At 58.7% G+C, this 13,134-nt stretch carries 14 protein-coding genes; 1 reads left to right on the top strand and 13 read right to left on the bottom strand.

Annotation, left to right across the window (positions count from 1 at the left end; all coding sequences use genetic code 11):
- Positions 1-14: 14 nt before the first annotated feature.
- Positions 15-1,469, bottom strand: a complete 1,455-nt coding sequence (locus tag EPB08_RS20025) for an efflux transporter outer membrane subunit (protein ID WP_229238435.1) — start codon at positions 1,467-1,469, stop codon at positions 15-17.
- Between the two features lie 392 nt (positions 1,470-1,861).
- Between EPB08_RS20025 and EPB08_RS20020 the strand changes: the two genes are divergently transcribed.
- Entirely contained in the window at positions 1,862-3,373 is a 1,512-nt protein-coding gene (locus EPB08_RS20020) for a M20/M25/M40 family metallo-hydrolase (RefSeq protein WP_130620899.1), read from the top strand.
- 130 nt (positions 3,374-3,503) lie between these two features.
- On the opposite strand, the gene EPB08_RS20015 is transcribed toward EPB08_RS20020, so the two are convergent.
- From EPB08_RS20015 to EPB08_RS19960, 12 genes are all read right to left on the bottom strand, one after another.
- The gene (locus tag EPB08_RS20015; protein WP_229238434.1) at positions 3,504-4,199 is read right to left on the bottom strand and encodes a histidine phosphatase family protein; all 696 of its coding nucleotides are present in this window, start codon (positions 4,197-4,199) and stop codon (positions 3,504-3,506) included.
- A gap of 157 nt (positions 4,200-4,356) precedes the next feature.
- Positions 4,357-5,016: a hypothetical protein gene (locus EPB08_RS21185; protein WP_205746421.1), complete on the bottom strand. Its 660-nt coding sequence runs from the start codon at positions 5,014-5,016 to the stop codon at positions 4,357-4,359.
- Between the two features lie 65 nt (positions 5,017-5,081).
- Complete coding sequence (locus tag EPB08_RS20005; protein WP_130620898.1) at positions 5,082-5,477, bottom strand: hypothetical protein; 396 nt, start codon at positions 5,475-5,477, stop codon at positions 5,082-5,084.
- A gap of 35 nt (positions 5,478-5,512) precedes the next feature.
- Positions 5,513-5,707, bottom strand: a complete 195-nt coding sequence (locus EPB08_RS20000) for a hypothetical protein (RefSeq protein WP_130620897.1) — start codon at positions 5,705-5,707, stop codon at positions 5,513-5,515.
- 145 nt (positions 5,708-5,852) lie between these two features.
- Positions 5,853-6,248, bottom strand: coding sequence for a nuclear transport factor 2 family protein (locus EPB08_RS19995; RefSeq protein ID WP_130620896.1), 396 nt, complete (start codon positions 6,246-6,248; stop codon positions 5,853-5,855).
- A gap of 886 nt (positions 6,249-7,134) precedes the next feature.
- Entirely contained in the window at positions 7,135-7,494 is a 360-nt protein-coding gene (locus tag EPB08_RS19990; protein ID WP_130620895.1) for an SEL1-like repeat protein, read from the bottom strand.
- Between the two features lie 85 nt (positions 7,495-7,579).
- A complete protein-coding gene (locus EPB08_RS19985; protein WP_130620894.1) occupies positions 7,580-8,221 on the bottom strand; it encodes a hypothetical protein in 642 nt (213 codons plus the stop codon).
- 126 nt (positions 8,222-8,347) lie between these two features.
- Complete coding sequence (locus EPB08_RS19980; RefSeq protein WP_130620893.1) at positions 8,348-8,797, bottom strand: GNAT family N-acetyltransferase; 450 nt, start codon at positions 8,795-8,797, stop codon at positions 8,348-8,350.
- A gap of 1,301 nt (positions 8,798-10,098) precedes the next feature.
- Positions 10,099-10,329, bottom strand: a complete 231-nt coding sequence (locus EPB08_RS19975; RefSeq protein WP_130620892.1) for a hypothetical protein — start codon at positions 10,327-10,329, stop codon at positions 10,099-10,101.
- A gap of 702 nt (positions 10,330-11,031) precedes the next feature.
- Positions 11,032-11,382, bottom strand: coding sequence for a hypothetical protein (locus EPB08_RS19970; RefSeq protein ID WP_130620891.1), 351 nt, complete (start codon positions 11,380-11,382; stop codon positions 11,032-11,034).
- A gap of 625 nt (positions 11,383-12,007) precedes the next feature.
- Positions 12,008-12,358, bottom strand: a complete 351-nt coding sequence (locus EPB08_RS19965) for a hypothetical protein (protein ID WP_130620890.1) — start codon at positions 12,356-12,358, stop codon at positions 12,008-12,010.
- Positions 12,359-12,421: 63 nt separating this feature from the next.
- Entirely contained in the window at positions 12,422-12,937 is a 516-nt protein-coding gene (locus tag EPB08_RS19960; RefSeq protein ID WP_130620889.1) for an STM3941 family protein, read from the bottom strand.
- Positions 12,938-13,134 lie beyond the last annotated feature (197 nt).

The raw sequence follows: 13,134 nt of genomic DNA, 5'->3' as shown, positions 1-13,134 counted from the left end.
CTTCGTCAAACGCACTATTTTTCATTTTTGTCCTGGGCTAGATCTGCGCGATTCCACCAGCCACCACCGAGCGCCTGGAACAGCGCCGCCGTGTCGGCATAGCGGCTGGCCTGGGCCAGCACCAGATTGATGCGCGCTTGCTGGTAAGACTGTTCCGCGTTCAACAACGAGAGATAGTCGGCGTAGCCGGCTTTCCACTGCCTCTGCGATAGATCGAGAGTGCGCTTGGCGGCGTCGGCGGCAGCGGCGGAGGCCTTCAGGCCCGCCGCGTCCTGGTCCAGCGCCACCAGCGAGTCGGCCACATTCTGGAAGGCACCCATCACCGTGCTGCGGTATTGCTCGGCGGCTTCCACATAAGCGGCCTTTGCGGCGCGCTCCTGATGCAGCAGCGTGCCGCCCTGGAAGATCGGCGCGGTGATGTCCGCACCGATACCCCAGAAACCCGTGCCCGACTTGAACAGCTGATCCATGGCCAATGCCGTGCTGCCCGTGTTGGCGCTCAGCGTGATGTTGGGCAACCGATTGGCGATGGCGACGCCGATCTGCGCGCTGGCAGCGTGCATGTTGGCCTCGGCCTGGAGCACGTCGGGGCGTTGTGCCACCAGCGTCGACGGAAGACTTACCGGAAGCTCCTGCGGCAACTGCAGGCCCGCCAGATCGAACGACTGATCCGATCTCTGGCTTGGATACCGCCCCACCAGCACGGCAAGCAGATCGCGCTGCTGCTCGACCTGCTTCAGCAGCGGCGGCAGCGTCGCGTTGACCTGGGCAAGCTGCGACTCCTGCGCGGCAAGGTCCAGTCCGCTGGCATAACCCTTGGTGGATTGCTCGCGAAGGATCTGCACCATGTGTGCATTGATGTCGACCAGCTCGCGCGTCGCAGCCACCTGCTCCTGCAGGGAGGCAAGCTGCACGGCCGCGGCCACCACGTTCGTGCTCAAGGTGATCTGTGTCGCGATCATCTGGAACCGGACGGCCTGCTCCTGCGCCTGCACCGACTCCACCGTCCGGCGATTCAGGCCGAAAATGTCGGGCGCATAGGAAACGCTGACCTGCGGGGTGAACAGGTTGTACTGAAAGGTATTGGAGTTGGGCGTCGGCGAAATGGTCCCCGACTGCCTCTGGCGACTGGCGGAAAAGTCCGCCACCACACTCGGGTAGTAAGTGCCGCGCTGCGCCAGCACATTCTCCCTTGCCACCGTCAATGCGGCCTGAGCCGCCTTCAGGTCGTGGTTGTTGGCGAGGGACTGCTCGATCAGGTCATTGAGTGGCCTGGAGTGAAACAGCGTCCACCAGTCACCGGGAATGTCCCCGCCCGACGCAAAGCGCTGCGCATCTCCTCCGGCCACGTTCTCGGTCGCGACCGTGGTAGTTACCGGGTGGGCGGTGTAATCGCTGACCTCGGGCGCAGCCGGACGATGGAAGTCGGGCCCCACGGCACAACCGGCGACCAGCGACGAGGCCAGCATGGCGACGAACCAGCGAACGCGTGGCACCCGTCCATGAGCAAACCAGGAAACATACATAACCAGACCGACTCTCCCCACCGGATACGGTGATCCGGACGGAGGCCGGCCCCTTGCGCCATGGTCGAACCCAGCGCCTGGCCGTACCCCACGCCCACCCCTGCGGACATATAGCACACGCGCGAGTGACATCCTCAAAGCTTCCGCCGAAAGTTTTCGCGACCCATGGTTGCCCGCGCGATATTCGCCGGCTGCGAGTCCCGCCCTTTTTGGCCTGCAGCGACTTGGACGGCCAAAGATGGTTTGATTCACCCTACTCAACGGCGGCGCTAAAAGAGCAGCCCCGTGCACGGGTCGAGACCGCGGACTGTTTCCGCCCGACGAGAGGCGCAGCTATGACGAAGAAAGTGGTACTCGCCATCGTTTTCTGCATCGCCAGCACGACGGCCCATGCCAGTGATCCGTTGATGGAGCAGGTCCGCCAATGGCGCTCCACGCACGAGCCACTGATCGTGCGACAGCTCTCCGAATTCACCGCGATCCCCAGCTTGGCCGGGAATGCCCCCGGCCTCGTCACCATGGCCAGGCGCCTGCAGACGGAGCTTTCGCAACGCGGCTTTCAAACGAAGCTGTTGCAGGCGGGCGCTGATGAGCCGCCCGTCGTCTATGGCGAACTCGACACGCCGGGTGCCAGGCGCACGGTAGTGTTCTATGCACATTACGACGGGCAGCCTGTCGTGCGTGCCGAATGGGAGACGGACCCGTTTGCACCGGTACTGCGCAGCGGACCGGATCCGAAGTCGCCGGATGTGGACTGGAGTCACCAGCGCCCACCGTTCAACCCCGAATGGCGCCTGTTCGGCCGCGCGGCCAGCGACGACAAATCGTCGATCATCGCTTTCCTGGCAGCGTTTGATGCGCTGAAAGCATGGCGACGATCGCCGTCCGTCAACATCAAGGTGTTCTGGGAGGGAGAGGAAGAGCCTGGATCGCCACATCTGGCCGACAACCTTCGCCAGAACCGCGCATTGCTCGCAGCCGACCTGTGGTTGATAGGCGACGGGCCCATGCATCAGTCACGCCGCCGCACGCTCTACTTCGGTGCACGTGGCATGTTCGACCTGAGGGCCACCATCTACGGCCCCATCCGACCGCTGCACAGTGGCCATTACGGCAACTGGGCGCCGAACCCGGCCTACCTGGCGGCAGAACTGATCATGGACTTGCGCGCGCCCGACGGCAGCATCCGCATTCCGGGCTTCGACCGCGATGTGCGCCCGCTGACGGTGGCCGAACAACAGGCCATCAAGGCGCTGCCTCCCGTGGAGCCGTCACTGGCACGGGAGTTCGGCATCGCCCATGGCGAGGGCGACGAAGGGCTGACCGCCGGCACCATGCACCCCGCACTCAATGTGGTTGGCCTCCAGGCGGGCGGCCCCGCGCGGGCGATCCCCGCGACGGCAGAGGTGGCGCTGGATTTCCGCCTGGTTCCCGATCAGACACCGGAGCACGTGCGCGAACAGGTAGAGAAGCGGCTTCAGGACCTCGGCTGGACGGTGCTGCATGCGGAGCCCGACGCAGCGACACGGAGCACCCAATCCAGGCTGGTGAAGCTCGACTGGGGCCACGGCTACCCCGGCTACCGCGCCGACATGAGCAGCCCCGCTGCACGCGCCGTGCTCGCCACCACCGAGCGAGCCGCCGGTGGCCCCGTCGCCGTGTTACCCATGATGGGCGCAAGCGTTCCCATGTATCTCTTCGCCAGCCAGTTGGACGTTCCCGCGATCGGCCTGCCCATCGTCAACCATGACAACAACCAGCACGCCGCCAACGAAAACGCTCGACTGCAGAACTTGTGGGACAGCATAGAGACTTACGCAGCGATGCTCGGCGAGCTCAACTGGTAGCGCGAGCGACGACGCACCATCGGCGCCATTTGATGCGCGCCGCGGCCCCCTGCTGGGTGATTTTCCTCGGCGCCTTGCTGAAGTCAGGCGCCTGGTACAGCCACATCATCACGGCCGATGGGAAAGCGTCCTACGGCTGCAAGTTCCATTTGACGATGGCCCGGACCTCGCGCTCAAAGCCGAGGACGCTGACCGCCGCGGTATCGAGCGCGAGGTGTTCACCGACCGAAGGCGTCCCGGTAGCCCAGACGGATGCAAGCGCTCGCAGGAAGTGAGCGTGTGAGAACAAGGCGATGTTGCCCGCGTCGCGACTCAGCAAGCGATCGATCAACGCCTGTGCACGCGCGCCAACCTGCGCTGCCATCTCGCCTTCGGGAATTGGCGACTTCCACACAGACCAGTCGGCCTCTTCCAAGCGGATATCCGCCGTCTTTCGCCCTTCGAAGACGCCGTAATTCCACTCGTGCAGATCGGGCTCGATTTCAGCCCGCTCCCCGAGACCGGCCAGACGGCAGGTTTCGATGGCACGTTGCATCGGACTAGTCAGCACGAGGTCGAACTTCTGTGTCGCAAGCAGCGGCGCAAGCGCCGACGCCTGTTTGCGCCCCTGCTCCGTCAACGCAATGTCAGTGGTACCCGTATGCCGCCCGGACTTGCTCCATTCGGTTTCGCCGTGACGGATCAGCCAGATGGTCGGACGAGACTTCGAGGTCACAGTGCTCATGGCAGTCGGGTAGGAAGCGATCGAGCTATTGTGCACGCTTGCCTCCGGCGCTGTCTCAAGGCGCACATGGCCGTCAGGCAGCAGGAACGTGGTCAGGATCACCTCCTGCCGTTCACTTTCTACACCGAGGACGTGAACCTGACTCCGTTTTTGGCGGCATTCCGAAGTTCGGTTGCTGTCGTTGGTCGGGTACTCAAAGACGCCCCGGTCATAGGGAATGTCCGCCAGGGGTCGAAAGCGGATATGGCGTGCCTGTGAATTAGTGCGTCGGCGTTGACGCGTGACTGGGTTCAGCAGGCTTGCGTCGAATCTCGTACTTGGCGAAATGCCCCCAGGTGCCATCGGGTTTGGCAGACTCGATCACCAAGCTCCATGTTCCTTGCTTCGGGTCGTAAGTCAACGTATCGCGAAACTGGCCGCTCGGGTATGGAAAGCTGAAGGCCACCGTATTACCCGTGATTGCACCAGTCCCGTGGGGCACCGAGTAGCTTGCTCCGAAGCTGTCCAGCCAATGGACGATAAGCTGGCCGCTCGTGTCGGCCCCTATGAATACACGTGCTTCATATTTGGAGGGCACCTGCACATCAACCATGTGCATTTCTGTGAATTTCCCCTGCAGCGTGGGGAATGCATCCAAGTCGTACTGAACCGGTTTGCCCATAACATCGCCGATCATGGCCCAATGACCGTCGAGGGACGGCAGTGGCGAGGGCCGAGCGTCCACGGCCTCCGCTGCATGTGCCGAATGGATGCACGCCATCAGCACGATGGCAAACGAAGAGATCATTTGGGAGATCCGCATAATTGTCCTGGGCAAGTGCGAGGCATGGTTTGGGTCAGGGCAACCGGAACTGTCGACGATCACCGCGAAGAAAACGAAGCGTTTGCCGGAAGCATCGTCAGGTCTGCTTTGGGTCAAAAGCGAACCTTAGCTGCGTCGTTAATCCGCCCGAACGAAAGGGCCGTATCCCTTCTTGGCCTTCGTTAGCGCAGAGGCGGCTCGCCATCGCTTCCCTGCATCTCCGCCTGAAAGCGCCGGAACCTCAGCACGGCAGCCACGTCCAGCGTGCCCAGCCAGCGAGGAGCCGTCGGCCACATCGGCTCGGTGTCCAAGCCCAGGGCCATCAGGATGTCGCGGTGCATGCAACGCACATCCTGCCAGTCGAACGTATCACTGCTGAGCGACAGTTGGCGCCACCTGCTTTTCCGGATAAGCAGCGACAGCGTGCCCTTGTATTGGACGAGGCCCAGCTGCGCGATGTCCTCTAACACGATGATCCGTCGACCCACGAGCCAGGTGCGCACAAGCGTTCGGTCATCGATAAGAACGCGAACCGTCGCCACATACGCGAGGCCGACGAAGGCGACCGCAGCACCCAAAACCAGGACCCCAGCCGGCAACGGGTGGTGGTTGCTCAGACCCCGCCAAGCCCCCACAGAGCCATGCCACCGCAGAGCAAGAGCAGCAGTGTGTTCAACAGGCGCGCTTTGGGGTGCGGGATGTAGTGTTTGCCTACCCTATCAGGAGCGGCGTGGGAGCCGTTGATATCTCCTGAAGAAAGCGCCTCTCTTCCTTTCATCGCTTCCACAAATTCGTCAGGCGTTTTCAAGCTCACCTTCCCCCGGGAATGATCTGCACTGCTTGCTGCCAAGATGAGTTAACAATTACGAGGTCAGGTTCATATCTTCCGTCGAGGAGCTGAACCTGACCCGGATTTTGCCTGGCTTCTGACCGTTGAATTCCCATGGATATCACTAGATACCCTGCTTTGCTTGCAGCATCGCTGCCATTCGCTCATGGATCAGATTGATCGCCTTCAGCGGCCTCAGCATCACCTTGAAATCGACAATCTGCCCTGCGTCATTCCACTTGATGATATCGACGCCATTGACGAGTACCCCGTCTACTTCGACCTCGAACTCCAACATCGCATCTGACGCGCCCACGATCTGTCGCACATAGCGGAACGTTGGATTGAAGAATACGGCGAACGCCGCGCCCAGATAGGCGATGACCAATGCCTTGCGTCGCTGTGGCGTGTGGACGACAGGCGAGTGGAAAACGGCATCGTCGGCGATCAAAGCATCGAGTCCGGACGGGTCCTGAGTGCGAACCAGGCGATGCCAAGCTTCGAGCGGGTGTTCGTCCATTTCATGCTCCTTGCATACATGGAGACGCGTGCTTTGGGTCGAAAGCGAACCTGATGCAGCTTTGCTATATGAGACTGAGTTTCCCAACGTGACACGCCGTTGTTCCGCTCTTCCGGTCATGATCAGCTCCACCAGGAACGCGGTGCCGTCCGGCATGTGTGAAGTGCACTCTACAACCGCGAACAAATTGAAACTATTCGGCCTCCCGCAACCATGGAAGGCTCACCTCCTTCCGTTCACTTCATGCATGGCGGGAGTGAACCTGACCCCGCTTTTGATGTCTTCTGAGGGTCGGAAGCCGACATCTCGAATCTGTAATTCAAACACCGGAATCCTTGCCTCTCCATGCGTTCCCAAGAATGCACAACAAGAAGCCGAGCGCACCCGCGACAGCAGTCCAGATTTCGCTGAGCCCGGTCTTTGCGTTGAGCTGCCACAGACAGATGCCGCCAACAAACAGAAGAAGCCCGACTCCCTCGATGCACCCTATTGGGCGATTTCCAACCTGGAGCAGTTTCCCGTCGTCTCGGTTCATCCGTCGCCTTAGCTCCCTCAGATAGCTCATCGTAGCGTCCCTCTTATGTCCGCTCCGGGTCGAAAGCGGATGTCTCCCACGAAACGAACCTAACAATCACGGAGTCGCCTGGGCGAGGGAGCCTCTGTTCATGCGGGCTTCTTTAGCCAAGGTGACGATCTTCCAAGCCTCAGTTAGGAGTACGAGTGCCACCCCTCCGTAAAGGCCAAGGTGCTCTCCAAGCAGGTATGCGATTGGAAAGAAGGAAGGAACAACGAGAACGAGCCGAAATGGCGTCTGGCAATAGGCTATGAAGCGACCGAATCGGCTCCCGTAGGTAGTTGCTGCAGCGCAAGCAAGAACCTAGTTGCTCTAATCAGCAGATTCGCACTTCTTCTTCCAGAATGCAGCGCGCCTTTGGAGATACTCATCCTTCTCCGTCCGAAGGAGCGTCGCTAGATTGCAATATGAAAAGCTATCACCATTCTCAGCGGCCACGGTCATCCATTTTATTGCGGCGCCTTGGTCCTGTCGGTAATACGCGTAGTACTGGAAGAGGCGCGTCGCAGCATCGGCGCTTCCGTCGGCTGCCTGGAGTTCCAGGTTGTGAGCGTCGTCATCACTCAATCGAAGATCAGCATTCATATCGATGACCGTACGCGTCTGTGCGCCAGACATTTGAGCCCAGACCAAAAGCACGGCCACGCAAATTACCTTGACAATGTGCTTCACGGTGATCCTCCATGAAGGGTTACTGGGTTCACCAGCACTAAGGGAGTAGCGGATGTCTGCTTTGGGTCGGAAGCGGACATAGCCACTAGCGACCCTGCAACCGCTCTCCAAGTCGGTTCCCGAAGTTTGCAGCCAACTGAGAAGAGTTGTACTCACGTCGAATCTTTCCATCGCGAACCGACAGCTCGTATCCGCGAATGGCCCCCATGTCCTTGCAGCTACTATGCGGTGGGGCTTCCGCGACAATCAGCAGGACGTCTGGGGCAAGCCAGCCCGCTGCGGCGACGTTCGGGATTTCATCGCACCCACCCTTTCTGGCTTGAAACCGAGCTGCGATTGGCTGCGACACGTCGTACTTCCGAACGCCTGTGGATTCCACGGCATAGACTGTCACCGCCCATGTGCCAACCCAGCCGCCGTCGCTGGCGGTGACCGCAAACTCCCTTGAATCCGGTCCCCATGACACCTCTGCGAGGTCATCAATATCCAATTTGCGCGCTACCGTTGCGCCTTTCGGACCGTCAATAGCCAGCTCGTTCTCATTGACCCGTAGTGCGAACTTGCCATCAGGGGATCGTACTGTTGCGATCCGCGGCCCCTGGGGTGCGTCGGCAATGTCTGTGGGTCCGGGCCACAGATACACGGCACTCGCATCCCACTGACCTGGCTTTTTGATTTCTGCAGCTTGGGGCTCGTTGGCCCGAACCAACGTGCTAGCAGCAACCATGGCAATTGCCAGTCCCCACTGAGCTACCGACCTGACCACTGTTCTCATATATCGGCAAATCTCCAGCCAATTGTCCTGGAAAATGGCATCCTGAATTATGTCCGCTTCGGGTCGAAGACGGACCACCTATTTTTCTTCGAAGATGTTTGGTTTGATAAAGCGGCGTTCAGCCAAGAGGTAGCCCATCGCCTCGTAGAACTTGTGTGCACCATCACGATGGTCGCCACTCGTGAGTTCGACGCGAATAGCCCCCGTCGACCAAGCCCATCGCTCGGCAGCTTCGACGAGCTTTGCGCCGACGCCCTTGCGGAACCATCCATCTAGAACCGAGAGCGAAGTGATTCGAACCAACTGACCAGTCGTATGAAACAGAGGCATGGCATGAAGACTGACGACGCCTATCACCAAACCACCAAACTCGCAGACGAAGACCTTATCGCTCTGCGACTCTGCCATGTCATTCAACCTGCCTCGTACGAGTGCTGAGCTGGTTCCGTATCCCAAAGACGACAGGCATGCTGCGATTTGTTCCGCATCAGCAATTTGCGCTACCCGGACGGATTTGGTTTCTTCCATAAGCCCTTCTCCACTGCGTTGCGTCCGTCACATCCTCACAAATCCGAATGCCCTTTTGGTGCCAAATATGTGCTCGAGTAAGGTCCGCTCTGGGTCGGAAGCGGACCTAACGGTTCCAGATCCAAGCACACCACCTCAACGGTCAGTCCGTACCGTCATGCACAGGTTGAAATGTGGTAGGCAACGACTTAATCCGCCCGTCAGGTGCAACAAGGCGAACCTTTGCGTACCCGTCCTCCGCCACTGGCACGGATGGCGCGATCTCCTTCTCCACGTCGGCTGCATCTCTGCGCCATTGGCTATTCCACTGGGAGAAGTCTCGCAGGAAGGGCTCTGGCAGCGACTCGACCTGCTTATTCGACCAAAGCAGGAGCGAACGACCCGGTTCGGCACCGTAAAAGAAATGCACTACGCCGCCGACAACAGCTCCCTGGACCGTGTCGATCCAAACAAACCCCTTTTCCTGGCACGAATGCAATCGGCACGCAGATAGCATGATGTACCGGCCGTCCGTTTCCACTAGCGACTCATCAAGCCCACCCATTACCTCCCGTACCGCACTTAGCAATGGTGGAGGTGGAGCTTTCGACTTACTCATCCCTAGGTAGATGCTTACTTTCGGTACGCTTCTGGAAAGCAAATGGTCATACCGCTTGTCCCAGCGAATTCCCTCGGCGCTTGCCCCCTGGGAAGGCAACAACCAAGTCAACGACTCCGACGCCGGTGACACGGGATCCTCAGCTTTCGCGGATGCCTGGCTTGCGAACAAGCCTCCCGCTATAGCGAGGAGGCAAACCATGCAGGCCCATCGTTGATTCGATCCCATACACCTCCCGATTGATCTTGGACCGTCCGCTTCGGGTCGAAAGCAGACATGTCGACCGTTGAATACCAAAGGCGCGCGAGATGCTTCCTTCGCCTTAGGAACCCATTGGAAAGAATGTGAAACCTCCATTGGGTGCGCGCTCTGTATCGCTAGCTACCTCGTGGATTTGCTCAAAATAGACTTTTGCGTCCGGCGATCGAACGTCCAAAGGTGCGTCTAGCGCTTCGTCTTGTCGCAGCAGCTCCAGCACTTTTGCTTCTGCCTCAGAGGCAGAAGACGCCTCTACAAACCGAGTCGCGTAGAAACCCACGTCTTCCCGCAGACCCGCCAAGAATCCCGGAAAGTTCTCTCCCACAACCAGACAGCGGAACAACGCCATACAGCGATCCTCTCCTGCTTTCAGAAAGCAATGAACTCTTTTACTTGCCCGTCCCAGATGTCCGCTATGGGTCGAAAGCGGAAGTGCCTTGCCGCGTCACTTGTCGGCCAGCGACTTCCTTGCCTGTCGATAAGCCAGTGCGCCAAATGCCACGAAGCCGCAGCCAAGGATGAATGCAAAGTCCTTGACCCCGCGAGGTGACGACAGCCCCCAAGCCACAAACACGAAGCCTACGAAGGCATAGAAAACCGGGGCAAGAATTATGTTCCTCGGTGCCGCGACGATGACACGTCGATTGCGGTCAAGTATGTCGCGGTAGGACTTCACCGTTACCTCGTGCTCTCCTTTGCAGGACAAGCCATGCCCCATATCAACTATGCAAGCTTCGCAAAGGCCCTTCCCGCAAGCCTTGCACGTACCAAGGGCTACTGTGTTGGGATGATTGAAGCAGTTCACACCCTCTCCTTGAGATGAGATTTCGGCACATTTGCTTTTACCTGGAACTGACCGCCCCATGCTGCTATGTCCGCTTCGGGTCGAAAGCGGACCTTGCGAAATCACTATTTCGGCGTCTCGCCACCAACCGCCGCGAATGGAGGTGGTGTAACCCGCAGGCCCAACACCGATTGTTCAAACGCGCGAAAGATCAGAAAGGTGCCAAGCACACAAACGGTGCATTGAACGAAGAGGCAGGCGCTGGCGAGATAGAAGAGAGTCCATCGAATCGCCGCATTCGGTTGAAGAAAATACGCTGCGACCTCGAATGCTCCGTACACCAAACCGAAAGCTTGGCTAGTCGCAGCCACCAAAAGGGATCTATGCCTGATCCTTCGGTACGTCCGGAGCTGAAGAAATAGCATTGATGCGCCAGTGAGAAGCACCAGAAGGATCCCACCCCAAGCTATCAAATGTGCCATCTATGTCCCTTTCCATCTATTCCATGGACCTCCGCTATAGGTCGAGCGCGGACCTTTAGCGCCAAAATCTGGCAGCGTACAAATGCCCTTCATGGATCACGCGATGGAGCAACTAATTGGGTTTGCCAAATATGTTCTTCAACGCTTCAAAGGACTTGGTGATGTCGAAGTACGTCTTTACGGTCTCATTTGAAGCGGTAGTTATTTCGATGACGTCGTAGTAGCGCCCTTTTTCCATCAGTAGCCCTTGGCTAACCATATTGCAGCCAGGGTAATGCTCTTTGAGCCAGGCGCTCTCCGCCGCTATGGCTGCCTCGTCGTCGCTTTCATCAAGGACAATCGCTGTGGCGATCGTTGCGCCGTCCGATGTTGTGCTCCCCCCGGCTTTCGATTGCTGGGAGAAGCTTGTTCCGGACAGGGCCACCAAGATTGTTGCAAGAAAAGCTGTTACCACGCGGCGCATCAGACTCCCCCTTTCATGCGAACGCCCCGTCTATTCGACGAACCTTCTTGTCACACTGACGATCATTTCTAGACGATATCAAAGTGTCCGCTTCGGGTCGAAAGCAGACATTACCAATGTTATCTCTTTGCCTTAGCGCCTCTGCCTGAAGATGCCAAAAGGCAATATGCGATGACCAAGGCATAAGGCCCAAATATCGCAAGCATGGAATTTGGCAGAACCTGTGGTTGGCTTCCGAACGGCGTCTGCTGAAAGACCTCGGCCAGGCCAAGGACTGCCGGAACGATTGACAGAACGCAGGCTCCAAGGAAGAGAGGCTTAATCAGACCAACGCGCCCGGACGGCGGCCTGCCCAGCAAATCCCGCACAACCCTTGTCCGCCCAAGCAGTGCGACTAAGGCGAGGACTACGACACCGAGGGCGCCAAAGGTTGGCTGTGACGGCCAGCTTGAAGGAACGTAGGCGGCACAAAGCACAAAAGCCCCCGCGAGCAAGAACAACCAAGCAAGCAGTAACCGCCGCGCGTGATCACCGGTCATACCCCCTCCTCACTGTAAAACGCACAACGATGGTCGCTGTCCCAAATGTAAGGTCCGCTTCGGGTCGGAAGCGGACGTTAGCCACCCTAGTCGAAGGTCACCTCAGGATTCATTTCCCTGGGTGAGAACCAGGCAATGCCGTGGCGCTCAGCCAAGATCTTCTTTTGCATCGCCCAAACAACGTGGCATCGCCCCCTACCTTGGTGTCCCGCCAGATCGGCCGCTCTGCTTGCCTCATCAGCGGCCTCACGAACCTTTCCCGCCAGCACCAAATCTGTCTCGATCGGGTCGACCAGTAGCTTTACGCTGCTCCTCTGCCGGACTGCCAACAGGACGCGCTCTCGAATATCGGGTGGCATCGCTGAGAGCAATTCTTGCGCGCGCCCCAGCGGACACCCCGTAGCTGCGTGATAGTCCCATATGTCATTGGCAGTCATGCAACCTCCTATGTAAAAAGGTCTGCTATGGGTCGAAAGCGGACCTTAACGGGTCACGCCTGATCAACCGTTCGCTGAAGCTACCGCGACCCTCGCGTCAACGAATCGGACGAACTGCCGCTCGTCAACATCCGTATTCTGGAGAGATATTGTGGCGCTCATCTTCATCTTGGTCTTAGTTACGATCCACTGTGTCCAGCTTGGTGATCGTTGCAGCCACTTGGCGGAGTTGCGAAAGTAGAGAGTCAGGTAGGTGATGCCTTTGACGGTCCTTGTCGTGACCGAACCAATCTCGCTCCAGGCGATCGCTCCATAACGATTGCGAAAATCCTGAATACCTTGGCTGTCGGCATATATCTTGATGCGCCTGCCGAAGGCCCTGAACCCAAATAGGGCGGCACCGGCACCGAAGAAGAGCGCCCCTGCTACTGAAGGCCAGTCTCTATGTGAAGGTGAAAGAAGCACTAACAGGGCTGCGAGGTCCAAGCCAAGGCAAAGAATAAATACAGCCACGTTCTTCCAGACCGAGTAGCGAATTTCGTAGACGGCACGCTCGGTGTTACCAAATATCCCTGCCATTGCTCCCCCTTAAGGCGCCGAAGTTTAGAACTCTCGATGAGGCCGACATACTCTGTGATGTCCGTGACGGGTCGAAAGCAATGGGATGGACTCCTCCCCACCCTCGGCATCTAAGAGTGCCAGACTGGAGTTGCGAGACAACCAGTCACAGTGAGGAGGAGTCCACTCATGAAGCTTACGCGCATTGGGATCGACAT

Source organism: Dyella amyloliquefaciens (assembly GCF_004296575.1).
In the GTDB taxonomy this organism is placed as follows: Bacteria; Pseudomonadota; Gammaproteobacteria; order Xanthomonadales; family Rhodanobacteraceae; genus Dyella; species Dyella amyloliquefaciens.
The sequence above is the reverse complement of the archived record's forward strand: the minus strand, read 5'-3'. Positions and strand labels throughout refer to the sequence as shown.